This is a genomic window from Acinetobacter sp. FDAARGOS_558 (assembly GCF_003937785.1).
Taxonomy (GTDB): Bacteria; Pseudomonadota; Gammaproteobacteria; order Pseudomonadales; family Moraxellaceae; genus Acinetobacter; species Acinetobacter baumannii.
Genome location: NZ_RKJH01000001.1, coordinates 1,128,139 through 1,152,112, shown reverse-complemented (window position 1 = coordinate 1,152,112; position 23,974 = coordinate 1,128,139). Strand labels below are relative to the sequence as shown.

The 23,974-nt window shown below is 38.4% G+C and carries 19 protein-coding genes and 3 tRNA genes; 7 read left to right on the top strand and 15 right to left on the bottom strand.

Annotated elements, in window-relative coordinates:
* Positions 1 to 144: 144 nt before the first annotated feature.
* Both EGT34_RS05645 and EGT34_RS05640 read right to left on the bottom strand, forming a co-directional pair.
* Positions 145 to 1,947, bottom strand: coding sequence for an aminopeptidase P family protein (locus tag EGT34_RS05645; RefSeq protein ID WP_024437196.1), 1,803 nt, complete (start codon positions 1,945 to 1,947; stop codon positions 145 to 147).
* Entirely contained in the window at positions 1,944 to 3,485 is a 1,542-nt protein-coding gene (locus tag EGT34_RS05640) for a peptide MFS transporter (RefSeq protein WP_000872625.1), read from the bottom strand. The genes EGT34_RS05645 and EGT34_RS05640 overlap by 4 nt, the downstream gene beginning before the upstream one ends.
* Positions 3,486 to 4,219: 734 nt before the next feature.
* Between EGT34_RS05640 and glnA the strand changes: the two genes are divergently transcribed.
* The 5 genes from glnA (at position 4,220) to EGT34_RS05615 (ending at position 8,869) form a co-directional block, all read left to right on the top strand.
* Positions 4,220 to 5,635 (top strand): type I glutamate--ammonia ligase, encoded by a 1,416-nt coding sequence (glnA, locus tag EGT34_RS05635; RefSeq protein ID WP_000061267.1) that lies wholly within the window; start codon positions 4,220 to 4,222, stop codon positions 5,633 to 5,635.
* Positions 5,636 to 5,760: 125 nt separating this feature from the next.
* On the top strand, positions 5,761 to 6,270 hold the full coding sequence (locus tag EGT34_RS05630) for a chorismate--pyruvate lyase family protein (RefSeq protein ID WP_001231791.1): 510 nt from the start codon (positions 5,761 to 5,763) through the stop codon (positions 6,268 to 6,270).
* A complete protein-coding gene (gene ubiA, locus EGT34_RS05625) occupies positions 6,267 to 7,145 on the top strand; it encodes a 4-hydroxybenzoate octaprenyltransferase (RefSeq protein ID WP_000205474.1) in 879 nt (292 codons plus the stop codon). Before EGT34_RS05630 ends, ubiA begins: the two co-directional genes overlap by 4 nt.
* A 110-nt stretch (positions 7,146 to 7,255) precedes the next feature.
* Complete coding sequence (locus tag EGT34_RS05620; protein ID WP_000830582.1) at positions 7,256 to 8,563, top strand: lipase family protein; 1,308 nt, start codon at positions 7,256 to 7,258, stop codon at positions 8,561 to 8,563.
* 105 nt (positions 8,564 to 8,668) lie between these two features.
* Positions 8,669 to 8,869, top strand: coding sequence for a hypothetical protein (locus tag EGT34_RS05615; RefSeq protein WP_000082628.1), 201 nt, complete (start codon positions 8,669 to 8,671; stop codon positions 8,867 to 8,869).
* Between the two features lie 9 nt (positions 8,870 to 8,878).
* Here EGT34_RS05615 and EGT34_RS05610 read toward each other — a convergent pair whose 3' ends face one another.
* The 6 genes from EGT34_RS05610 to EGT34_RS05585 form a co-directional block, all read right to left on the bottom strand.
* Positions 8,879 to 9,322 carry a DUF2726 domain-containing protein gene (locus EGT34_RS05610; protein ID WP_000464151.1) on the bottom strand — a complete coding sequence of 148 codons (444 nt, stop codon included), beginning with the start codon at positions 9,320 to 9,322 and terminating at the stop codon, positions 8,879 to 8,881.
* A gap of 56 nt (positions 9,323 to 9,378) precedes the next feature.
* Positions 9,379 to 9,454, bottom strand: a tRNA-Asn gene (locus tag EGT34_RS05605).
* A gap of 181 nt (positions 9,455 to 9,635) precedes the next feature.
* Positions 9,636 to 9,711, bottom strand: a tRNA-Asn gene (locus EGT34_RS05600).
* Between the two features lie 8 nt (positions 9,712 to 9,719).
* Positions 9,720 to 9,795: transfer RNA gene (locus EGT34_RS05595), tRNA-Asn, on the bottom strand.
* 146 nt (positions 9,796 to 9,941) lie between these two features.
* A complete protein-coding gene (locus tag EGT34_RS05590; RefSeq protein WP_000208082.1) occupies positions 9,942 to 10,568 on the bottom strand; it encodes a superoxide dismutase in 627 nt (208 codons plus the stop codon).
* Between the two features lie 145 nt (positions 10,569 to 10,713).
* Positions 10,714 to 11,472, bottom strand: coding sequence for a Nif3-like dinuclear metal center hexameric protein (locus EGT34_RS05585; RefSeq protein ID WP_001284926.1), 759 nt, complete (start codon positions 11,470 to 11,472; stop codon positions 10,714 to 10,716).
* Between the two features lie 193 nt (positions 11,473 to 11,665).
* Here EGT34_RS05585 and EGT34_RS05580 point away from each other — a divergent pair, with 193 nt between their 5' ends.
* The gene (locus EGT34_RS05580) at positions 11,666 to 12,841 is read left to right on the top strand and encodes a S1C family serine protease (RefSeq protein WP_001254962.1); all 1,176 of its coding nucleotides are present in this window, start codon (positions 11,666 to 11,668) and stop codon (positions 12,839 to 12,841) included.
* A gap of 49 nt (positions 12,842 to 12,890) precedes the next feature.
* Here EGT34_RS05580 and EGT34_RS05575 read toward each other — a convergent pair whose 3' ends face one another.
* The 6 genes from EGT34_RS05575 to ahcY form a co-directional block, all read right to left on the bottom strand.
* Positions 12,891 to 14,129, bottom strand: coding sequence for a multifunctional CCA addition/repair protein (locus EGT34_RS05575; RefSeq protein ID WP_001198540.1), 1,239 nt, complete (start codon positions 14,127 to 14,129; stop codon positions 12,891 to 12,893).
* Positions 14,130 to 14,220: 91 nt separating this feature from the next.
* Positions 14,221 to 16,491 carry an NADP-dependent malic enzyme gene (locus tag EGT34_RS05570; protein WP_000342684.1) on the bottom strand — a complete coding sequence of 757 codons (2,271 nt, stop codon included), beginning with the start codon at positions 16,489 to 16,491 and terminating at the stop codon, positions 14,221 to 14,223.
* Between the two features lie 236 nt (positions 16,492 to 16,727).
* Positions 16,728 to 19,577 carry a putative bifunctional diguanylate cyclase/phosphodiesterase gene (locus tag EGT34_RS05565; RefSeq protein ID WP_000016038.1) on the bottom strand — a complete coding sequence of 950 codons (2,850 nt, stop codon included), beginning with the start codon at positions 19,575 to 19,577 and terminating at the stop codon, positions 16,728 to 16,730.
* A 134-nt stretch (positions 19,578 to 19,711) separates the two neighbouring features.
* Positions 19,712 to 20,434 carry a 16S rRNA (uracil(1498)-N(3))-methyltransferase gene (locus EGT34_RS05560; RefSeq protein WP_001078579.1) on the bottom strand — a complete coding sequence of 241 codons (723 nt, stop codon included), beginning with the start codon at positions 20,432 to 20,434 and terminating at the stop codon, positions 19,712 to 19,714.
* An 18-nt stretch (positions 20,435 to 20,452) separates the two neighbouring features.
* Positions 20,453 to 21,289, bottom strand: coding sequence for a methylenetetrahydrofolate reductase [NAD(P)H] (metF, locus tag EGT34_RS05555; protein ID WP_000167013.1), 837 nt, complete (start codon positions 21,287 to 21,289; stop codon positions 20,453 to 20,455).
* A gap of 71 nt (positions 21,290 to 21,360) precedes the next feature.
* On the bottom strand, positions 21,361 to 22,743 hold the full coding sequence (gene ahcY / locus EGT34_RS05550; protein WP_000994842.1) for an adenosylhomocysteinase: 1,383 nt from the start codon (positions 22,741 to 22,743) through the stop codon (positions 21,361 to 21,363).
* Between the two features lie 221 nt (positions 22,744 to 22,964).
* Between ahcY and EGT34_RS05545 the strand changes: the two genes are divergently transcribed.
* Positions 22,965 to 23,501, top strand: coding sequence for a cysteine peptidase family C39 domain-containing protein (locus tag EGT34_RS05545; RefSeq protein WP_001196982.1), 537 nt, complete (start codon positions 22,965 to 22,967; stop codon positions 23,499 to 23,501).
* A gap of 38 nt (positions 23,502 to 23,539) precedes the next feature.
* On the opposite strand, the gene EGT34_RS05540 is transcribed toward EGT34_RS05545, so the two are convergent.
* The gene (locus EGT34_RS05540; protein WP_000043121.1) at positions 23,540 to 23,923 is read right to left on the bottom strand and encodes a carboxymuconolactone decarboxylase family protein; all 384 of its coding nucleotides are present in this window, start codon (positions 23,921 to 23,923) and stop codon (positions 23,540 to 23,542) included.
* Positions 23,924 to 23,974 lie beyond the last annotated feature (51 nt).

Below are 23,974 nucleotides of genomic sequence, written 5' to 3'. Positions count from 1 at the left end.
GTTTAACTATTTCATTCGTTAGAAATTTGCAGAAAAAACGGCTTTAAAAAGTGAGGTTTTTTGAAATTATAGATAAGTACAAATAAGGCAGAATAAGCTTCTATTGTAAATAAAAAACTATTCTGCCTTGGTCATACAAGAAGATTAAATCTTACGTGTGTTATAAATCAACCAATCTAAAACATCGCCAGATAAATGTTCAGCCAGTCTTTCTTGAACAGTTTGATGATAACCATTTAACCAGTCTTTCTCTTCATCCGTTAGCATGTCAACGACAATACAATCTAAATGAATCGGGCAAAGTGTGAGCGTTTCAAACTCTAAGAAATCGCCGTAGGTTTTCTCAAACCCTGAGTGAAGTCTGTTTGCAACCAGATTTTCAATACGAATACCGTATTGTCCCTCATGGTATAAGCCCGGCTCGTTGGAAAGAATCATACCTTCACGCAACTTACTATAGGCATGAATAGGCGCGTAATAAGAAAGAACTTGTGGTCCTTCATGCACGTTAAGCGCAAAGCCTACGCCATGACCTGTACCGTGACGATAATCTAAACCATATTGCCATAACGTATGGCGACAAATTGAATCGAGTAGTGGGGCAGCTAAACCTTCTGGATAAATCGTTTTTGCCAAAGCAATATGACATTTTAAAACCAGAGTATAGTCACGTTTTTGTTGCTCTGTTGGTGTTCCTACAGGAACAACACGGGTAATATCCGTTGTTCCATCAACATACTGGCCGCCAGAGTCAATGAGTAATAGGCCATCGCCTTCAATGAATGAGTAATGTTCTTCAGTTGCACGGTAGTGAGGTAGAGCACCATTGGCATTAAAGCCGGCAATCGTTGAAAAGCTTGGGCCTATAAAACCCTCTTGTTGAGCACGGAAAGCCGTAATCTTTTCATCAATGGTGAGTTCTGAAATGCGTTGACCTTGATGAAGTGCTTTTTCTAACCAGTTGAAGAAATGGCAAAGGGCAACACCATCTTTCACCATGGCATGACGGATATGAGCAATTTCGCTTTCATGTTTACGCGATTTAAAAAGTGTACTTGGGTTGATGTCGTAGACAACCTGAATATCTTTTGCGATGGCTTGTTCATGAAAAATCGAGACTTTGGCTGAATCTAAAAGTACTGAGGCATCAGAAATATTCGATAAAAACTTAGCTGTATCTTCGTAGTCACGAATCTCAATGCCATCAGCTTTAAAAGCCTGTTGGGTAGTTAAATCAACTTTGTTACTATCAATGAATAAAACAGCCTGTTGAGCACTGATATATAAATGCGAAAGAAATACAGGGTTATATTCTACATCTTGTCCACGTGCATTTAAGACCCATGCAATATCATCTAAAGATGAAATGAAATGTCCTTCAATCGCCTTAGTTTTTAACGTTTCGCGTATTGCCTGAATTTTTTCTTTACGAGATAGGGCATTTAACCCTTCAGGCATTAAATGAATCTGCTCTAAAGGAAGTTCTGGACGATTAGACCAGATCGAGCCAATTAAATCTTGCTGTGTTTCAAGCTTAAAGCCACGTTGCTTTGCTGTATTTTCCAACGCTTTAAATTGCTGGATTGAAAGTGTTTGCCCATTTACTGAAATAACCGAACCAGCCAGTAGATTTTTCTCAATCCATGCGAGATGTGTAGAAGATTCATCACTGGTCAGTTTTTGTAATTGAAAGCCAGTTCCAGCGAGTTGTTGTTCGGCTTGTACCCAATAGCGCCCATCAGCCCAGAGTCCTGCAAAGTTTTGGGTCACAACTAAAGTGCCAACAGAGCCACTAAAACCGCTTAACCACTGCCTTGTTTTCCAATAGTCTGGTAAATATTCAGACATATGGGGATCTGCACTCATAACAACCAAAGCATCAATACTTTGATTGGTCATGAGTTCACGAAGTTTCGCTAGTTTTTCTGGAACAGTTAAGTCGTTCATATCGTTTCCAAATCAGGTTGAACTTTGTTGGTACTTTTGTCCATTAATTTATTCATTGGTTTCTTTAATAAAAATAACACGATTGCGCCAATAACCAAGGCTAATACACAGCGCATAAATAGGCTAGGTAAATGATTAATACCATCTGCCGAGACTTGCCCGCCAATTAAACCTGCCATGAGATTGCCAAGAGCTGTACCTGTAAACCATAAACCCATAATTTGACTACGTATGACATCAGGTGCAAGTTTGGTCATGGTTGATAAGCCAATTGGGCTTAAGCAAAGTTCACCTATGGTAAGAAGAAATAAAGTACCGACTAACCAAAATGGTGAAACTACTCCGCCATGAATAGCAAAATGACTGGCTAGAGACATAAGTAAAAAGCCACCTGCGGCGAATAACAACGCAATAATAAATTTGCTGATATAGCTTGGATCTTTATTCGCTTTACCTAGCTTAGCCCATAGCCAAGCCGCAACTGGAGCAAAGATAATAATAAAAAGAGCATTGATTGATTCAAACCATACAGTGGGAATCTCAAATCCGAAAACAATACGGTCCGTATAATCTTGCGCAAATAAGGTAAAAGTTGTGGGTTTTTGTTCGAAAGCTGACCAGAATAGGGCAGAGGCTGCTAATAAAACGAAGCAAATAATTATTTTAAATTTTTCATGTTGTTCTAAATTCAGGAAAAGTAGTAAATATGCAAAATAAGCAATAATCCCAATGCTAATACCTACGGTTAAATAGGTCGCGACAGCCACGGGATTGATGTGAATGATACCAAGGAAGGTTAGCGCAATAACGACTGCAACTGCGAATAAAAAGCTAAATACAATTTTAGGCGCATTTTTATTTTCTACAACAGGTTTGCTACAGCTATTAGCTTCTTGGCGTAGCTCATTAAATGTTTGGAGCCGAGGCATTGCCATAAAACGGAAAATTAATAAAGCAATTAACATCCCAATGCCACCAATACCAAAGCCTAAATGCCAGCCATGGTCTTTCGCCAAAAGCCCTGTAATAAGTGGGGCAATAAATGACCCCATGTTAATTCCCATATAGAAAATGGAAAAACCTGCATCACGTCTTGCATCATTGGCTTTATATAGTGTTCCCACGATCACGGAAATACATGTTTTAAATAATCCGGTACCTAAAACAATCAGTACTAAACCTAAGTAAAAGAAAGACTGATCAAATACAGACGTAAGGGCAATTGATAAGTGGCCTAAGGCAATAATAATTGAACCGTACCAGACAGCACGTGCTTGGCCTAACCAGTTATCGGCAACCCACCCCCCAAAAACGGTCATTAAATACATGGAGCCTGCAAATAATCCGACAATCGCTGCGGCAGTTGGTCGATCAAGTGCTAGACCACCGTCATTGACCATCGCAATCATATAAAGAACGAGTAAGGGGCGGATTCCATAATAAGAAAATCTTTCCCAAAGCTCTGTAAAAAATAGCGTTTGTAATGGTTTAGGATGGCCGAAAAAAGCTTTATCTGATTGTTCAAAGTCATATTTCATTATTCAAATCCTTGAATGCTTTTAAGTTTTTTATAAACATAACTTTTGGTTTGTTTATTTATAACAAAAATTTATGCATATAGTTTTTAGTTTTTTTTAATAATAAAAGCAAGTTTGGCCTGTATAAAAAAAGTGAATGAAAAAGAACATGAATAGTAAAATTTATTTTTTGTCGAGTAATGTGAGATCTACTATATGTGGTCTTATTAACTGCTTAGATAGCGACTAAATAGTGCGTTTATTTAGAGAAATTCATAAAAATGAAAAATAATTATTAGATTTTAACTAAAGCAGAAGGCATTTAACTGATGGTTTAAGTCATAAATTTAAGTTGCTGAAATAAACCAAAGGAACTCATTGGGGAAGATCGATGTCAAAGGAGTGATTATTTTCAAGTAATCCGATAAGAATCTCAACATTATATATAAGAAAGTATTATGATCATGGACGACTGTTAGAAATTGATGCAGCGGTTTATATCAGTGCAACAATTTTGCACTAAATTAGGGCAATAATGAGCTATTTAAATATGCCATAATTTGAAAATGTGTGAATATGGTGCATTTACACAAGCAAACAGTATAATGGGTTCAAGACAAGGGGCCTAAATCATGAATACTTATAAGTAATTCAATGTTTTAGGTAAGTCTTATAAAGTTGGTATGAGAATTGCTTAATAAATACCAGCAACTAACACGCACTCAACAAGTGCAACAAAATTTCATTGGAGCAAAATGAGCATGGCGAACAAGGTCCTTCAACTCATACAAGAAAGTGGCGCAAAATGGGTCGATTTTCGCTTTACTGATACTAAGGGTAAAGAACAGCACGTAACTTACCCAGCTGATTCTATTGATGAAGATACTTTTGAAGACGGTAAAATGTTCGATGGTTCTTCAATCGCTGGTTGGAAAGGTATTGAAGCATCTGACATGATTTTACGTCCGGATGCAGAAACTGGTTTCATCGACCCGTTCTTTGCTGAGCCAACAGTAGTTGTGACTTGTGACGTTATTGAACCTTCAACTGGTCAAGGTTATGAACGTGACCCACGTTCGATTGCTCGCCGTGCAGAAGAATACTTAAAATCTACAGGTATCGGTGATACTGCATTCTTTGGTCCAGAGCCAGAATTCTTTGTATTTGACGAAGTGAAATGGGACATCGATATGTCTGGCGCTCGTCATACATTAATCGCTGAAGAAGCTGCTTGGTCTACTGGTAAAGATTACGAGTCTGGTAACTCAGGTCACCGTCCACGTGTTAAAGGTGGTTACTTCCCAGTTCCTCCAGTTGACTCTGCACAAGATATGCGTGCAGAAATGTGTGCAAAAATTGAAGACATCATGGGCCCAGGTCGTGTAGAAGTACACCACCACGAAGTTGCTTCTTGCCAATTAGAAATTGGTGTGAGCTTCAATACGCTTGTACGTAAAGCTGACGAAGTTCAACAGTTCAAATATGCTGTTTGGAACGTTGCACATCAATATGCAAAAACAGCTACGTTTATGCCTAAACCAATGGTAGGTGATAACGGTTCTGGTATGCACGTTCACATGTCTATCTCTAAAGATGGTAAGAACTTGTTTGCTGGTGATGAATATGCAGGCCTTTCAGAAATGGCGTTGTACTTCATCGGTGGTATCATCAAGCACGCTCGTGCATTGAATGCAATCACAAACCCATCTACAAACTCATACAAGCGTTTGGTTCCTCACTTCGAAGCACCAATTATGCTTGCTTACTCAGCGCGTAACCGTTCTGCATCTATCCGTATTCCTTACGTTTCTAACCCTAAAGGTAAACGTATCGAAGCTCGTTTCCCAGACCCAATGATGAACCCGTACTTAGGTTTCGCTGCGTTGTTAATGGCTGGTATCGACGGTATCCAAAACAAGATCCATCCGGGCGAAGCTGCTGATAAGAACTTGTATGATCTTCCTCCAGAAGAAGAAGCAAAAATCCCAACAGTTGCTCATAGCCTAGATATGGCTCTTGAAGCACTTCAAGCAGATCACGAATTCTTGTTAAAAGGCGGCGTGTTCACTAAAGAAATGCTTGATGCATACATCGAACTTAAAACTGAAGATGTACGTCGTCTTAACACGACTACTCACCCAGTTGAATTCGATATGTACTACAGCCTGTAATACATACTTCATAAAAAAGCCTGCTTATGCAGGCTTTTTTATTGCTTGGAATGTTGATTGAATTCTCTACGTTTTTTATCAAAAAATTGGGGTAAACTAGGTGCGAGTTTTCATGTGAGCAGATTATGCGTAAACGACAACCAGTACTTAAGCAGGAAAAGACTTTAAATCCTGAATTGAAAACATGGTTGTATGCGTCTGGTTCTCTGACACAACAACTCACTGAGCTGGGTGGTGGGAAGTTCAGCGTAAAACCTTTCAAAGAACATTTCCAGCGTTTAACTTTTGCCGACAGTCAATGGATGAACATGCCCCATACCCACACTTCTTGGGTAAGGGAAACCTATTTATATGGCAGTGATGTAGAGCCGTGGGTGAAAGCAAAAAGTATTTTTCCCATTCAAAGTTTACAAAAAAAAGCCCGTATATTTCAGCATATTGGTTCTAAGCCAATAGGTCTTTTTTTATTTCAAAGAACAACACCACTTTGTGATCGCCGGGTTATTCGTTTACCAGAAGGCTGGACGCGACAAAGTTGCTATACTTGGCATGGATGTAAATTTATTGTTCAAGAAACATTCTTACCAGCTTTTGAAGCTTTTTTATATCAGCAGCACGACAAGGAATTACTATGACGACTGCAACAGGTACAACATGGCGTCAGCGTTTAGAAGCTTATTATTATCTATGCCGATTTGATAAGCCAATTGGTACTGAACTGGTGTTTTGGCCAACCATGTGGGCACTTTGGGTTGCATCAAAAGGAATACCGAATTTAGGTATTTTATTCGTCATGATTTTAGGCGTCATTTTTATGCGCGCTGCTGGATGTGCCATTAATGACTTTGCTGATCGTAAAGTAGATGGTCATGTAGAGCGTACAAAAACACGTCCGTTAGCAACAGGGGTTATTCGAGCCAGAGAAGCAGTGTATGTATTCTTGGGTCTTGTTTTAGCAAGTGCATGTTTGTTGTTCTTTTTGCCCATAGAAACTTTCTACTGGTCATTTGGAGCATTATTTTTAGCTTTCATTTATCCATTTATGAAACGCTATACCAACTTACCGCAAGTTTTTTTAGGAGCAGCATTTTCATGGTCAATTCCAATGGCCTTTACTGCGGTAGGTAAAACTCCGGATCTGACTTGCTGGTTGCTCTATTTTGGTAATTTAGCTTGGACAGTGGCTTATGACACTCAATATGCAATTACAGACCGTGAATATGATTTAAAGATTGGTGTGAAATCTACAGCTATTCTTTTTGGTCGATATGACATCCAGATTATTGCGCTTTTACAAGCAATAAGTCTTGTTTTGATTGGTACAGCGCTATATTTAGAAAATATCTTATTTCCTTGGGCCATTATTGCTTTAGTTGTAGTGGCATTTGATTTTGTATATCAAACAATTAAAACCAAAGACCGCAACCCTCAGGTATGTTTTTGGGCATTCCGTCACAATCGTTGGGTTGGATTAATCATTTTTCTAGGAATATTTTTAAATTTCATATAGTAAAAATGACCGTGAGGTTGAAAAGTGTTCTATGCAGAGCACTTTTTTTATGTCTTAATATTTGTGCATGAAAAATATGCGGAATAAATAACACATAAAAAGGATATTCTATGAAACGGTCAAAAATTGCTTTAGCTATAACATTATCAATTTCAGCATTATTTCTTACTGCATGTAATGACGATGATGATGATTACTTTGGAGTAAATCCTGATAAAACGTACATCTCTGAAAAAAACTATTCTCAAGATACTTTAAGTGGTGCTGCCTCTATCAAAGTGATGACCTATAACATGGAGAATGTACAAGGAAAAACAGCTCAAGCAACGGCACTTGTCATGTTTCCTAAAGTTACTCAACCTAAGGATGGTTATCGAGTAGTAGTGTGGGAACATGGAACTGTAGGTGTAGGGGATAGTTGTGCACCAAGTAATAATACAATTAATCCACGGTTTAAGATCTTAGCCGATACATTGTTGGCGGCTGGTTATGTCGTGATTGCTCCTGATTATGAAGGATTGGGCACCCGGGGAATGCATCCATATTTGAATCTATCAAGTGAGGCTAAATCAGCATTAGCTGCTGTTAAGGCAGCGAAAGATCATTATGGTAATCAGTTAAATGGTGCATGGATGTCGATTGGGCAGTCTCAAGGTGGACATGCTTCATTAGGCACAGCGGAATTTGCTAATAATGATGCTAATTACAAAGGGGCGGTTGCAGGAGCGCCAGCTTCAAGCCTCGGATATATTATTTCTACAGTTGCACCACAAGCAATTCAAGATATTCTTAAAAAAGAGCAGGCTGGTACTGTACCTGTTGGTACGGCTGTAGAAGTATATGCTGAGCTTCTTGCATATGCCGCATATACTACCGTAGGTATTACTGCGTATGAGCCTAAATTTAATTATCGTGAAATTTTCCAACAACGTTCTCAAAGTATAGCTGAGTTCGCAGAGGGGACTACAGGTGAAAATGGTGTATGTTTAACCGATTTGCATAATAAATTTGCGGATGATATTCGAGATTTCCTGGCTACTAATGCCGGTAAAACAGTTTTAGATTATCCCGGTTTAGCTGGTAATTTCCAAGAAAACCCAACTGTGAAAAAATTCTTGGTAGATAACCAACCTGCTACTAAAAAAATTAATTCACCGGTCATGATTGTTCAGGGTACTGCTGATATGGCTGTACCATATCCAGTCACGGATGCCCTGCAAAATGGTCTTAAAAAAATGGGAACTGATGTGACATTTGTACCTGTTTTAGGGGCTGCTCATACTCAAGCGATTGTATGTAGAAATGCTGAAATTTATCAATTTGTTCAATCTAAGATGCCAGCTAAAACAAATATAGTGCTTGATCCATCAGTAATAGATGCTAGTAAGAATGTTGAATGTACTGGAATAGCACAATAATTTTTTGCATTTAAGATATTCAAATTAAAAGGGTCTTAAAGAAGGCCCTTTTTTGTTATATTGTTACGCTTTCTGAAATCGATATTATTTGAGTTTGAAGAACTTATGAGCCAGCAATTTGTTGAAAAAAAATCTGTTCCTTGGTTATTAATGGGATTAGGTTTACTTATTCCTTTTCTGATTATTGGAATACTTTTTTGGGCTGCAAAAAGTGATGCTCAGAATAAGAAACAATATGAACAGCAGCGTTTAGAAATGGAAAAAAGAATAGCTGAGAAAGAAGCTGCCAATTCTGACAAGAAATAACAGTAGTTTTTAATAAATATCTTTTTGTAGCTGGCGTACACTCGGGATGTTTGTATAGCGTCTTACGATATACCCTGCCTCTATGAGCATTTGATCACGAAGACGATCTTCTTCTACTTTCTCAAGGTGAGTAGGGTCATCTAGCTCAATAATGGCTATTACTTCCATGTTTTCATCAAGCAAAACAAAATCAGTGACTTTACGGTTGAACTGACTACGGACCTTATAATCATTACTGGTTATTAATGCGCTAAAAGCCACTTGTGCTAAAACATGATAACTTGGGAAACTCTGTTTTAAGCGTATAAACATTTGAGTTTCAAAATTAGTAATAACAGGACGGGCAAAGAACTTTTGTTTTGGAAATAAATAAGGGCGTAAACAAACACGAAGAAAAATACAGGTGCTTAAGCAACCTAAAATAATAAAAAATAAGTGACTCGATTCGAACATGTGAAGACATCATACAAATAAAAACCCACTCATAAGGAGTGGGTTTTTAAGAATCTTGGCTCTCCCACCTGGGCTCGAACCAGGGACCTGCGGATTAACAGTCCGTCGCTCTACCGACTGAGCTATGGGAGAATCTGGAAAGGGATTTTAGGCAGGAAAGGGGGCGAGGTCAAGGGTTAATAATGGAATTAGTGAGAATATCTAACTGATTGGTTTAAAAATATTCGAAACATTGATTTTATTCAAAATAATAGAAAAATATTAAATGATTAGAAAAGAAAAAGCCCACAATGAATGTGGGCTTTTAGAATCTTGGCTCTCCCACCTGGGCTCGAACCAGGGACCTGCGGATTAACAGTCCGTCGCTCTACCGACTGAGCTATGGGAGATTAGTAGATGGCTCTCCAACCTGGGCTCGAACCAGGGACCTGCGGATTAACAGTCCGTCGCTCTACCGACTGAGCTATTGGAGAATCTGATGCGCATTTTATGGATGAAATCTAAAAGCGTCAATAAGAATATTAAAGAAAATGAATCGTTTGCTTGATTAATATGCTTTTGTTGTACTAAAAATAAAAAAACCACCCAAAACAGGGTGGTTTTTTATAAAGAAATAAAATTATTTCTCTACACCAGCTGGTTGGCCTGCAAGTTTTGCATTTGCATAGTCCCAGTTCACAAGGTTTTCTAAGAAAGTTGCGATGTATTTAGGACGTAAGTTGCGGAAATCGATGTAGTAAGCGTGTTCCCATACGTCAATTGTTAATACAGCAATTTGACCATGTGCAAGTGGAGTGTCTGCATTAGAAGTTTTAGTAATAGAAAGTTTACCGTTTACTTCATCAGCAACTAACCAAGCCCAACCTGAACCGAATTGAGTTGTTGCAGCAGCAGTAAATTCTTCTGCAAATTTTTCGTAGCTACCAAAAGCTTCGTCAATTTTAGCAGCGATTGCGCCAGTAGGCTTACCACCACCGTTTGGCTTCATGCTGTTCCAGTAGAAAGTGTGGTTCCAAACTTGAGCAGCATTGTTGAAAATACCAGCTTTAGATGCATCACCAGCAGTTGCTTTAATGATTTCTTCTAAAGTTTTACCTTCAAGGTCAGTACCTTTGATTAAGTTGTTTAAGTTAACAACATAGGTATTGTGATGTTTGTCGTGATGGTATTCTAAAGTTTCTTTACTGATATGTGGCGCTAAATCATCATAGCCATATGGAAGTGCAGGTAAAGTAATGGTTGTCATGTTCCTATTCCTTGCATTTGCTGGGTTATACAATTAAGTGGCTCTATTGTAAATGATTCTGGATGCAATAGGGCAGCCTTTTAAAGAACTATACACAATAAAGATCTAATTAATACGCATAACACAGATTGAAAAAAAGACTTAATTAAATCGGATTATTCAATTCAAAATATTCACTTTCAATAGCAAACTGCTTTGAAATTGCTTGTGCTAAACGTTGAACCCCATAACGTTCGGTTGCATGGTGACCACAGGCAAAATAATGAACGCCTAATTCTTTTGCTTCATAAAAATTTCGCTCACTGACTTCACCTGAAATATAAGCATCGCAATTTTGTAAAGCAGCTTTAGCAATAAAATCTTGAGCACCGCCTGTACAGAAGCCCACTTTTTGAATACTTTGTTTTTCAGCCGGTAAATGGATCACTTTAAAATCAAAACTGTTTTGTAGTTTTGCTTTAAATTCCTCTACAGAAAGCGCTTGCTCTAAATAACCAATATTACCAATTGGATGTTTCTCGGTTAGATCAAGTGGTTCTAAATTTTGTAAGTTTAGTTTTTCTGCAATAGCGATATTATTGCCCAAACTCGGATGTGCATCTAAAGGCAGATGATAAGCGACTAATGAGATATTATTTTGAATAAGTTTTTTTATACGGTTACCTCGCATACCAGTGATTGGGTACGGTTCGCCTTTCCAAAAATAACCGTGGTGTACGAGTAAGAGATCGGCATTCTGAGCAATGGCTGCATCAATTGCATCTTCAGAAGCAGTAACCGCACAAAGAATACGTTTTACTTCAGTTGAACCTTCAATTTGCAGGCCATTTGGTGCGTAATCTTTAAATTCTGCTGCTTTTAAGGTTTGGTCGCACCACTGAATAATTTCATGCAAATTTGCCATGATATTTCCTGAATTGAGTAGTAAAAGTTGCTAAAGCTATAGAAACATATTTTGTTGTGTAACTAAAGCTAGACAAATCTTTTTTGACTTTTTTATGTATATCGACATATTTAATTTAAAATGCTTAACTGAAAACTCTTTTTGTTCAATATATTAATTTAATTAAAAACTTCTTTGCGTAGAGGATATGAACGTGCGCCGCACCTTTACATGGTTACCTTGGGTGTTACTTATTATTGTAATTGCCAGTTTTATTGCATGGCAAAAATACCATCAGCCGAAACCAACTGTTGCAGTTGATGGGGTGCAAATGCCAGCTGAGAAAGTTGAGCCACTGGTTGATACTTCTCGAACGGGCGGGGTGGTGTCTTATAGTGCTGCGGTAAAAGTTGCAGCACCAGCAGTAGTTAATATTTTTACGACCCAGAAAGTTAAACAAAATCATCCTTTATTAAGTGATCCAGTATTCCGTGAATTTTTTGGAAATCAGGTTCCTGAGCAACAACAGCAAAATGAAAATAGTTTAGGTTCAGGGGTTATTGTTCGCGCCGATGGTTATATTCTCACCAATAATCATGTGATTGCTCAAGCTGACCAGATTGTGGTGGCATTACATGATGGACGTCGAGCAGAAGCTACAATTGTTGGCACCGACCCTGATACAGATTTGGCGGTTATTAAAATCGATTTAGATAAATTACCAGTATTGCCTTTTAAGCTCAGTGGTAATGAAGTTGGTGATGTTGTTTTAGCGATTGGTAACCCATTTGGCGTAGGACAAACAGTCACTCAAGGGATTATTTCAGCAACGGGTCGCTCTGATTTAGGTATTAATACCTATGAAGACTTTATTCAAACTGATGCTGCAATTAATCCAGGTAACTCAGGTGGTGCATTAATCGATGTGGCTGGTAACTTGATTGGTGTAAATACGGCGATTTTCTCACAATCGGGTGGCTCTTTAGGTATTGGCTTCGCGATTCCGGCAAAGGTTTGTCAGCAAGTATTAAACTCGATTTTAAAAGATGGTCGTGTTGTTCGTGGTTGGTTGGGTATTAGTTTACTTCCACCTACACAAGACGATGTATTGGCACCTAAGCAGCAAGTAGGTGTAGTGGTTGCTGATGTCTTAAAAAATGGTCCGGCAGATGCTGCAGGAATTAAAGTTGGAGATAAAATTGTTCAGGTGAATAATGAGCCGATCACTTCAGCTTCTCATTTAATTAATTATGTCGCTTTGCAAGCACCAAATAGCGAAATTAATGTTCTGGTTGAAAGAGAAGGCAAACAACAAAACTATGTTGTGACGGTAGGTGAGCGAAAAGCACAGAATACACAATCTCAGTATATTCCGCTTCCAAGACGTTAAAACCTAAATAAAAAAAGCCTCATTTTGAGGCTTTTTTTATTGTTGTTCATTAGGAGTGACTAAGACTTTGATACTGATTTTTAAATTCAGCTAAAGCTTCAATTCGATATTGAATAAGCATTTCACCAATTTCAGCACCCTTAATGTTCTCTGGTAAATCTTGAACTTTAATGGAGCGAACAATTTGCATGGCTTCACGCATGTATTGAGCTTGAGGATATGGACGGTCTTCTAGTCCTAATCTGCCTTTTGCATCACACTCGCAGGCTTGTACAAAAGCTTCCACTCTTTCTGGACGACGTAAAACATCTAAGCGTTGCAATAGACGCCATAAAGTACCAGGTTTCAAGGACATAATCTGATGACATTTTAAATGTTCTTTGCACACTGATAATGCCAATTGTTTGGTCTGTGTCGGAACTCTTAAACGTTCACATAATTGGGTAACTGGCTTAATTCCACGTTCTTCATGCATGATATGACGAGGAAGTTCCTCAGCTGGAGTGAGGGCCTTACCAAGATCATGTACTAAAACAGCGAAGCGTACATCAAGTGAATAGTTCGACTTACAAGCTTGCTGTAATGACATTAAAGTATGAATGCCGCAATCCACTTCAGGATGATATTCAGGACGTTGAGGCACACCGAATAAAGCATCAATCTCAGGGAAAAGATGTTTTAAAGCCCCACAGTCACGCAAAGTTTGGAAATAGATATCGGCATGATTTTCCATTAAAGCGCGTGAAGTTTCTTTCCAGACGCGCTCTGGTGTTAGTGCATCAAGTTCACCTGAATCTGCCATGGTTTGCATAAGTTGCAATGTCTCTGGCGCAATTTGAAAACCATATGGGAAATATCGGGCGGCAAAACGCGCGACTCGCAATACCCGTAAAGGGTCTTCAGCAAAAGCTTCTGAAACATGGCGCAGAATTTTATTTTCTAAGTCGTTTTGGCCACCATATGGATCATATATTTTACCATCTTGATCCATTGCAATCGCATTAATGGTTAAGTCTCGACGAATTAAGTCATCTTCTAAACTAACGGTTGTATCAGTAAAGAATTGAAACCCGTGATATCCCTGTCCAGACTTTCGTTCGGTTCGTGCAAGTGCGTATTCTTCTTTGGTTTCGGGATGAAGAAACACAGGGAAATCTTTGCCTACAGGTTGAAAACCTTGGGCGAGCATGTGTTCCGGCGTTGCACCGACCACAACATAGTCTTTTTCTTGATAGGGATGCCCAAGTAAATAATCTCGAACAGCACCGCCTACTAAATACACTTGCATGAAAAAACCTCTATTCTTCAAGCAATCATGCTACAGAATAGAGGTTTTCTCAAGTCATTAGAAAGGCTTTTCGTAAAAAGCGGTTTCTAAATTACTTTTCTTGCTGTTGAATTTCAGCAACAGTTAAAGCAGTCATATTGATAAGACGGCGAGTCGTTGCTGTCGGAGTCAAAATATGAACTGGTTTAGCAGCACCTAGCAAAATTGGACCAATTGTTACGTTGTTACCAGAAGTTGCTTTTAACAAGTTGAACGAAATATTTGCTGCATCTAGGTTCGGCATAATCAACAAGTTCGCTGAACCTTTGAAACGAGAACCAGGGAATGCAAAATGACGAATATTTTCGTCTAATGCTGCATCACCATGCATTTCACCTTCAACTTCAAGCTCTGGAGCTTGCTCAGATAAAATACGATAAACTTCACGCATTTTTTGAGCGCTTGAGTCTGTCTGGTCACTACCGAAGCTTGAATGAGAAAGTAGCGCTACGCGTGGTGTAATACCAAAGCGACGTACTTCTTCAGCCGCCAAAATAGTCATTTCAGCAAGTTGTTCAGCAGTAGGATTAGTGTTTACATAAGTATCAGCAATAAACAAGTTGCGATCTTCAAGCATTAATGCATTAAGCGTGAAGAAGTTGTTCATGCCTTCTTTAAGACCAATTACATTGCGTACGAAGTCAAGGTGAATGTTATAGCTACTGTAAGTACCACATAACATACCATCTGCTTTGCCAAACTTAACTAGAAGCGCAGCAATGAGTGTTGAACGACGGCGAGCTTCACGTTGAGCATATTCAACAGTGATGCCTTTGCGTTGCATGGTTTGATAGTAGTCTTTCCAGAACTCTTCGTATAACGGATTTTGTTCTTGATCTACAATCTCGATATTTACGCCGTGTTGTAAACGTAAGCCTAATTTTTTGATGTTTGCTTCAATGACTGCTGTACGACCAACTAAGATTGGTTTAGCTAAATCTTCATCAACTGCAATTTGAACAGCACGTAATACGCGCTCATCTTCACCTTCAGCGTATGCAATACGTTTAGGATCTGTTTTTGCTTGAGCAAAAATCGGTTTCATCAAGAATGCTGAGTTATAAACAAACTCAGAAAGTTTTTGACGATATGCAGAGAAATCTTCGATAGGACGAGTTGCAACACCTGAATCCATTGCTGCTTTAGCAACAGCAGGCGCAATTTCTAAAATCAAACGTTGATCAAGTGGACGTGGAATTAAGTAGTCACGACCAAATGAAGCAGATTTTTCACCATAAGTAGCTGCGTCAGCTTCTACGTGAGCCATACGTGCAATTGCATGTACACATGCAATTTTCATATCTTCGTTAATTGTTGTAGCACCTACGTCAAGTGCACCACGGAAGATATAAGGGAAACATAAAGCATTGTTTACTTGGTTCGGGTAGTCCGAACGACCAGTTGCCATGATTACATCTGGACGTACTTCATGTGCATGTTCAGGCAGAATTTCTGGATCCGGGTTTGCTAATGCAAAAATAATCGGATTTTCAGCCATTTGTTTCACCATATCTTTGGTGAGAATACCAGCAGCTGAAAGACCTAAGAACATATCCGCGCCAGCCATTACTTCATGTAATTGAGTCGCTTTAATGTCTTGTACATAACGTTTTTTCGATTCATCCAAGCCTTCACGTGAAGTTGTAAGAAGACCACGAGAATCGGCAACAATGATGTTTTCTTTATTTACGCCTAAAGCACAAAGTAAATCTAAACAAGAAAGGGCAGCAGCACCTGCACCTGAAGCAACGATTTTGATTTCTTCAATTTTCTTATTAACGATTTGTAGAGCATTTAATAATGCTGAACCTACAATAATACTTGTTCCGTGTTGGTCATCATGGAACACAGGAATTTTCATGCGTTCACGAAGTTTCTTCTCGATATAGAAACATTCAGGTGCTTTGATATCTTCAAGGTTAATACCGCCGAAAGTTGGTTCTAATGAAGCAACAATATCAACGATTTTATCTGGATCGTTTTCAGCAATTTCAATATCAAATACATCGACACCAGCGAACTTTTTGAACAGAACGCCTTTACCTTCCATTACCGGTTTAGAAGCTAATGGACCAATATTACCTAAACCAAGAACCGCAGTACCGTTACTGACAACAGCAACCAAGTTACCACGCGCTGTATATTTTGCAGCAGCTGAAGGATCACGTTCAATCTCTAAACATGGAGCAGCAACCCCTGGTGAATAAGCTAGAGCCAAATCTCGTTGGTTGACAAGTTGCTTACTTGGCGTGACGCTGATTTTCCCTGGATTTGGATATTCGTGGTAATTTAAAGCGGCCTGTTTTAAAGATTGATCGTCCATCTGAGTCTCTATTGATACAAAAAAGCAAACTAGTCAAGTTGCTCACAAAGGTTGGTAATTTATCTGCTTACTATGTACAAAATTATATCAAGTAACATAATAGGTAGACGAATGGCCAATAGCCTCATGGTGAGCTAAATGCTAAAGAATATAACACTACTTCTCTATTTCTCACAGTCAAAAACGCTCATTTTTGGAAAAACCAGCGCATGTAAAATAGACTGTTAAAACAATTATCAAATATGCGTATTTGTTTGTAGATATTGAAGAATCTGATTTGGATGAAGTGGACGGCTAAAGAAAAAGCCTTGTAAAAAATCACATTGCTGCTTTTGTAGATAAATAACTTGTTCTTCGGTTTCCACACCTTCTGCAACTAGCTTTAATCCCATGCTTTTACCCATCGCAATCATCGCATTCACAATTGCTTCTTGTTTTTGATCACCGATTTTCGAAACAAAGGCCCGGTCAATTTTTAAAACATCGATTGGGTATTCTGTTAAATAAGCTAGCGATGAATATCCAGTGCCAAAATCATCTAGTGCAATTGAAATATTACGTTCTTTAATGGAGTGCAATAGTTTTTTTACATTGTCAGTATTATCTAATAAAGCAGATTCCGTGATTTCTAGTTCTAAATTTGAACCATCAAGATGATATGTGTCTAAAACTTCGTCTAAATCACTGAGTAAAAGACCTCGATGAATTTGTTGAGCAACAATATTTACAGAAACTCGGACATCGGCGTAGCCTGCTTTTTTCCATTCTTGTAGCTGTTTGCCAACTTTATCTAAAACGACTTTACCAATATCGGAAATAAGGCTACTACGTTCAGCAAAAGGAATGAACATATTCGGCATAACTAACCCTTTTTCAGGATGCTGCCAGCGAATGAGTGCTTCAAAACCTTTAATCGATTTGTCATTTAAATTAATTTTTGGTTGGTAATACACCACAAATTCATCATTTTGAATGGCTTTACGCAACTCTTGTTCTAAGTCTGCTGTCTTATATGGGTTTGTAGTTTTATTACAATAATAGCTAATAGTGTTGCCACCTAAACGTTTTGCTTCCGACAAGGCTTGTTCGGCATGATTGTTGAGGTGATCAATTTGTCGGCCATGCTCAGGGAAACAAGCAACCCCAATAGAAGCTGTAATGAAATATTCTTGTTCATCAATATAAAAAGGCGCATTTAAAGCTTGTAATATATTTTGGCAATATTGCTCAATGTTGGGATGAATAGGTGATATTTCATAAATAATTGCAAAATCATCGCCGTTTAAGTAAGCCACTAAAATTGCATTGATATTGGTCAGTCGTAGTCGCTGTGCAAATTGTTTAAGTAACTCATCCCCACTATCATTATTTAGAAACTCATTAAATGCTCTAAATCTATCGATATTAATACGTATTAAAGCCAAATTTTTAAAACTATAAGATGGATTAACAAGATATTGATGTAATTGATTATAATAGTAAAAGCGGTTAGGAAGGTGAGTCAAACTATCATAGTTTTTTAAATAAGATAAATGCTGCTCTTGTCGCTTTTGGTCGGTTAAATCACGTGCAAAACCAATATAATTAATAATCTGGTTGTACTCATCTTTAACTGCATTAATATGAAGCCATAAATAGACACTTTTACCCGATGTAAACTTTTCATCAAATTGGCCCATATATTCGCCAGTTTTTAGAAGTTGCTGAGTAATGGAGTCGTGAAATTGTTGTTGCTGTAGCTTCTGATTTATTGTGATATTAAATAGCTGCTGACTTAATAATTCAGATTTTGAAAAGCCAGTTAATTTCTCATAATAGGGGTTAACTTCAATATAGTTGAGTTTTTCATCTAGAATAAAAATTCCTTCAGCTGCCTGCTCAAGCACAATCGCAGAAAGTCTCAAATGTTCTTGATCTTTTTTTTCCTGATGAATATCTCTGGTCATTCCAACCATACGTAAAGCTTTATTGGTTTTAGGATCACGGCTAATGACACGTCCTACGTCATGAATCCAACGCCAAGAACCATTACGACGTAAAATGCGGAAAGTAATATTGAAGTGATCAGATTTTCCTTCCAAGTGTTCTTTTAAACGTTCATCAAATAACTTTCGGTCATTGGGATGAATGCGCTCTAAAATTGACTTGAGGTGTAAAGGAGTATTTTGAGTTTGTTTTTGTTGATCAAAAAACGTTATTTCTAATTTTTGTTTCTCAATATCCCAATCCCACGGTCGGATACCTGCTGTTTCATGTGCAAATGCTAAATTATGATGATGGCTTTCAAGCCTCTCATTCATTTTAGTGAGGTCATATGTCCTTTCCCGAACCTTTTGTTCGAGCAAATGATTATTAAATTGAAGCTGTGCTTCAATATCTTTAGATTTATTTACTTCTTGTTGGAGCTGTACACATAACTCTTCAGCCCATTGAGTATGCTGTTCTGCTACTTGAACAAGTTGTTTATTTTTAAATAATAGTTGAGAAATTTTTTGATAGTTACGCTGAGTTGCATAAGCACAAAGTAAAGTTGCGACGAAAGCTAAATTATATGCAAAGTAAAAGGGGAGTTGGGTGATTTGAGAATGAGTAAACTGTCCAATAATGAGTGGAACTGTACTTGGAATAAAGAGTAAATAAAAATATCGAGGTTGTTGAGTTAAAAATGTAAGACCAATTATGTGGGCTGAGGTAATAAATAATGCTATGAGGATATGAACATCAGAAACAGATATTAAAGTGTCAGGAAGGGAAAAATGCAGAACAATGATATTTATTCCCATTAAAATTCCAGACGCCAAACAAATGCCTTGTAGCACTAAATCTGTTTTCTTAATGAAATGAATATCACGATAATGTGTTAATAGCTTTGGGACAAATAATAGACAAGTAAGCGTCAAAATAGTAAAGCCAATTGACCAAATAAAGTTTGTAATGTAAGAAGTAAAGTAACAAAAGAAAATAATAGCTGAAATTAGGCACAGTAAAATTAGGCTAACAAGATACCAGCGGATATATTGAATTGAGAGGCGAAGCTGCTCAATTTTTGTTTGATGCTGTAAATATTCTTCCTGAAGGCCAGACATAAGATTTTTCTATCCTATTTTTTTACATTTATACAGAAAGAATCTGATTTATCAGTGGAAAAAAATTTAAATTAATATTCATACCGTGAAAGTAAGTTAACTTTAATTGTTGATTTAATCAATGTTCAATAAGTTTATATGGATAAAAACCGATAATTTAAAATAGATAATGCTACAACAGGTGCAGTTTCAGTACGTAATACACGGTCCCCAATACACCAGTTCATAAATCCAGCTTGATTGGCTTGCGTAATTTCATTGTCACTTAAACCACCCTCAGGACCAATTAAGAGGGCTAGTTCAGGTTGTATCCCTGCCAATACATCTTTTTGTTCTTTTTCAGGAGCTAAAACAAATTTAGATACAGGAAGGTCAGATGAGTTTAACCATTCATGAAGAGAAATAGGTGCTAAAACTTCTGGAACTAAATTGAGTCCACATTGCTCACATGCTGCAATTGCAACAGCTTGCCAATGATCTAGTTTTTTTTGATCTCTGTCGTATTTTAAACGCATTTCGCAACGTTCACTGGTCAAGAGCTGAATCTTACTGACGCCAAGTTCAGTTGCTTTCTGAATGGCATAATCCATTCGGTCACCTTTACTCATGACCTGACCAAGAAGGGCTTTAAATGGGGCATTACGGTTTACAGGATTAAAATTCTCAATGGTGACAAACGCATTTTTTTTATTAATTTCGGTCAATGTCGCGAGATACTCACCACCTTGGCCATTAAATAGTATGGCTTGTTCTTGTAATTGTGCACGTAAAACACGTACCCAATGATGGAAGACTGATTCAGTTAGTTGAATTGTTGAGCCAACTGTAAGTTCAGTTTCGATAAAAAAACGATTCATTGGGTACGCCTTACAAAATTAATTTAAACCAAGGTCAACAACAAGCTGACGAGTTGGTTCGACTTGGTTCATTGAGTAGAAGTGTAAGCTTGGTGCACCACCTGCAATGAGGCGTTCGCATAGCTTAACAACAACTTCATGACCAAAAGCTTTAATACTTTCACTGTCATCGCCATAGGCTTGTAATTGCTTACGAATCCAGCGAGGAATTTCAGCGCCAGTACCATCTGCAAAGCGAATTAAATTACTTGCATTGGTAATAGGCATGATACCAGGAGCGACTGGAATGTTAATTCCAGCTTTATCCAAACGCTCTATAAAATAAAAGTATGAGTCTGGATTAAAGAAGAATTGAGTAATTCCCGCATTGGCACCAGCTTGTACTTTTTCAATAAAACGTTGGATATCTGAGTCAAGGCTTTCGGCTTGAGGATGCATTTCTGGATAAGCCGCAACTTCAATATGAAAGTGGTCGCCTGAGTGCTCACGAATAAAACGTACTAAATCTTGAGCATAAGGAAGTTCGCCAAGACCAACCTGTCCAGATGGCAAGTCGCCACGTAAAGCGACAATACGGTCAATGCCTTGAGCTTTGTATAAATCGAGTAGTTCAGCAATACGCGTCTTATCATCACCAATACAAGAAAGGTGAGGGGCAACAGGAGTGCCTTTACCATTGAAATCTTCAATAGCAGCAAGTGTGCGTTCACGAGTAGAACCACCAGCACCATAAGTAATTGAGAAAAACTCTGGATTTAATTGCTGTAATTCTTGGTGAACAATACGAAGTTTTTCAGCACCGGCATCAGTTTTTGGCGGAAAAAACTCAAAAGAAATAGGTGTACGTTTAGTCATGTCAAATCCTTGTAAACAGCGAAACATTTTTAGAAAAAAGGGCAGTCGGTTCACCGTCTGCCCTTAAGTTCTTAGTATTTGTAAGCGTCAGATTTGAATGGCCCCTCAACAGCAACGCCTAAATAATCAGCTTGCTCTTGAGTTAACTGAGTAAGTACACCACCGAAACCTGCAACCATTGCAGCAGCAACTTCTTCGTCAAGTTTCTTAGGAAGAACTTCTACACGAATTTTTGCAGCTTTTTCACTTGCAGGTAAGTCGGCAAATTTCTCTTGGAATAAGTGAATTTGACCTAAAACTTGGTTAGCAAAAGAACCGTCCATTACACGTGATGGGTGACCAGTTGCATTACCTAAGTTTACAAGGCGACCTTCAGAAAGAAGGATAAGGTAATCGTTTTCGTCTTCTGAACGATAAACTTGGTGAACTTGTGGCTTAACTTCAACCCACTTGTAACCACGTAAATAAGCTGTGTCGATTTCTGTATCGAAGTGACCGATGTTACATACAACTGCACCAGCTTTTAAGCTGTCTAACATTGCTGCATCACACACGTGGTAGTTACCAGTTGTTGTTACAACAAGGTCAGTGTTGCCAAGAAGATCGTGGTTAATATCTTCTTTTTTACCTGTTTGTACGCCGTTTTTGTATGGAGATACAACTTCATAACCATCCATACATGCTTGCATTGCACAAATTGGGTCAACTTCAGTTACACGAACGATCATACCTTCTTGACGTAAAGATTGAGCAGAACCTTTACCTACGTCACCGTAACCGATCACAAGCGCACGACGGCCAGATAAAAGCATATCTGTTGCACGTTTGATTGCGTCATTTAATGAGTGACGGCAACCATATTTGTTGTCGTTTTTAGATTTAGTAACAGAGTCATTTACGTTGATTGCAGGTACTTTTAAAGTGCCGTCTTTCCACATTTCGATAAGACGTTGAACACCTGTTGTGGTTTCTTCGGTAATACCATGAATGCGCTCTAAAAGTGCAGGATATTTTTCATGAACAAGAGCAGTTAAGTCACCGCCATCATCCAAGATCATGTTGGCATCCCAAGGTTGGCCATTTACATTGATTTGTTGTTCAAGGCACCATACATATTCTTCTTCAGTTTCACCTTTCCAAGCAAAAACTGGAATACCGCGAGCAGCAATTGCAGCAGCAGCGTGGTCTTGAGTCGAGAAGATATTACAAGATGTCCAGCGAACTTCAGCACCTAATTCAACAAGCGTTTCAATAAGAACCGCTGTTTGAATAGTCATGTGGATGCAACCAAGAATTTTTGCACCAGCAAGTGGTTTAGACGCTGCATAACGTTTACGTAAGCCGATCAAAGCTGGCATTTCTGCTTCAGCAAGTTTAATTTCTTTACGACCGTAGTCAGCAAGTGAGATGTCAGCAACTTTGTAATCTGTAAATGAAGCATTAACCGCGTTCATCAGGATCTCCTAGGAAAAAATAGTATTGATCATTCTGTTCGCGGATGCCGTTGTTGGTTAAAACGACTGTTTAACCGATCGTCGAGCCTGGCAAAATGATCTTTAGTGCCGATCATTTGTCGCAGCATCCCTCGACTAGCGAAACATTGTACTTGGAAAAGCTTTTAGTGCCAATCCAGTTTTGTTTATTATCTGCGTAATTACGACTTTAGATTTAAATTATGGCCTTAAATATTCCCGAATCTTTGGCAAACCTCGAAGCGAACTGTGGCCTTTTTGCAGTTTGGATGGTACTTCAACATCATGGAGTGCAAATTGATGTTGCTGAGCTGATTAAAGTTTGCTGCTATGACGATGAAGGAACTTATACGATTGCTTTAGCCGTTGCTTTAAAAAAGTTGGGCTTTGAGGTGTCATTTCACTCAGATCATGATCCTAACATTAGCTCAAGCGAACGCATGAGCTATAAAGAAGCAAAGGTATTAAGAATACCAACTGGGCCAGCGCTGAGCTATCAAGATATTCAAACAGAGACGCAAAATGGAAAAATGGTGATTGTGTACTACGACACTTTAGAAGGGGTAGGGAATCAGTCACTCATTTATTCTATAGATCAAAATGAAATCTGCTTTTTTGATAGTTTTGAGCCGATGTCGGCAGCAGTTTTTGAGAATCAACGTAAAGCAGAAGGTATTTGCCGTCAGGCTGTCGTGATTGGTGATCGTAATTTAAATATTCATTCGACTAAATTGAATTAAATTTAAATGAGCCAGTAAAGTGCTGGCTCATACTGAAGTTATTGTTGTTGATATTCTTGAATGACTTCTAACGCAGCCCGGAAAGCTTCCTGAGTAGCAGGGGCACCGCAATATGGCAGGCTATGCAATAAAGTTTCCTGAATTTCTTCAACTGTACAACCATTGTTGAGTGCACCACGAACATGGCCCTTGAGTTCTGTTGGTGATTTGAGTGCAGTTAACATTGCCAAAGTAATTAATGAGCGATATTTACGTGGCAGCACACCTTCACGTTGCCAAGTCGATCCCCATGCATGTTCATTAATCCAGTCTTGTAAAGGCTGGGTAAAGGGCACGGTATTTTCTTGGGCACGTTTTACAAAAGCTTCTCCCATCACTTCTGTGCGTACTTTTAATCCATTTTCGTAATCTTGCTTAGACATTAATTTCTCCTAAAAATAAAAGCGTCGAGTGACGCTTTTATGGCTGTTTAT

Excerpts from the sequence above, each read along its gene's own strand:
- EGT34_RS05645 (WP_024437196.1), bottom strand. The coding sequence starts at position 1,947 with ATGAACGACTTAACTGTTCCAGAAAAACTAGCGAAACTTCGTGAACTC.
- EGT34_RS05640 (WP_000872625.1), bottom strand. The coding sequence starts at position 3,485 with ATGAAATATGACTTTGAACAATCAGATAAAGCTTTTTTCGGCCATCCT.
- glnA (WP_000061267.1), top strand. The coding sequence starts at position 4,220 with ATGAGCATGGCGAACAAGGTCCTTCAACTCATACAAGAAAGTGGCGCA.
- EGT34_RS05630 (WP_001231791.1), top strand. The coding sequence starts at position 5,761 with ATGCGTAAACGACAACCAGTACTTAAGCAGGAAAAGACTTTAAATCCT.
- ubiA (WP_000205474.1), top strand. The coding sequence starts at position 6,267 with ATGACGACTGCAACAGGTACAACATGGCGTCAGCGTTTAGAAGCTTAT.
- EGT34_RS05620 (WP_000830582.1), top strand. The coding sequence starts at position 7,256 with ATGAAACGGTCAAAAATTGCTTTAGCTATAACATTATCAATTTCAGCA.
- EGT34_RS05615 (WP_000082628.1), top strand. The coding sequence starts at position 8,669 with ATGAGCCAGCAATTTGTTGAAAAAAAATCTGTTCCTTGGTTATTAATG.
- EGT34_RS05610 (WP_000464151.1), bottom strand. The coding sequence starts at position 9,322 with ATGTTCGAATCGAGTCACTTATTTTTTATTATTTTAGGTTGCTTAAGC.
- EGT34_RS05590 (WP_000208082.1), bottom strand. The coding sequence starts at position 10,568 with ATGACAACCATTACTTTACCTGCACTTCCATATGGCTATGATGATTTA.
- EGT34_RS05585 (WP_001284926.1), bottom strand. The coding sequence starts at position 11,472 with ATGGCAAATTTGCATGAAATTATTCAGTGGTGCGACCAAACCTTAAAA.
- EGT34_RS05575 (WP_001198540.1), bottom strand. The coding sequence starts at position 14,129 with ATGCAAGTGTATTTAGTAGGCGGTGCTGTTCGAGATTATTTACTTGGG.
- EGT34_RS05570 (WP_000342684.1), bottom strand. The coding sequence starts at position 16,491 with ATGGACGATCAATCTTTAAAACAGGCCGCTTTAAATTACCACGAATAT.
- EGT34_RS05565 (WP_000016038.1), bottom strand. The coding sequence starts at position 19,577 with ATGTCTGGCCTTCAGGAAGAATATTTACAGCATCAAACAAAAATTGAG.
- EGT34_RS05560 (WP_001078579.1), bottom strand. The coding sequence starts at position 20,434 with ATGAATCGTTTTTTTATCGAAACTGAACTTACAGTTGGCTCAACAATT.
- metF (WP_000167013.1), bottom strand. The coding sequence starts at position 21,289 with ATGACTAAACGTACACCTATTTCTTTTGAGTTTTTTCCGCCAAAAACT.
- ahcY (WP_000994842.1), bottom strand. The coding sequence starts at position 22,743 with ATGAACGCGGTTAATGCTTCATTTACAGATTACAAAGTTGCTGACATC.
- EGT34_RS05545 (WP_001196982.1), top strand. The coding sequence starts at position 22,965 with ATGGCCTTAAATATTCCCGAATCTTTGGCAAACCTCGAAGCGAACTGT.
- EGT34_RS05540 (WP_000043121.1), bottom strand. The coding sequence starts at position 23,923 with ATGTCTAAGCAAGATTACGAAAATGGATTAAAAGTACGCACAGAAGTG.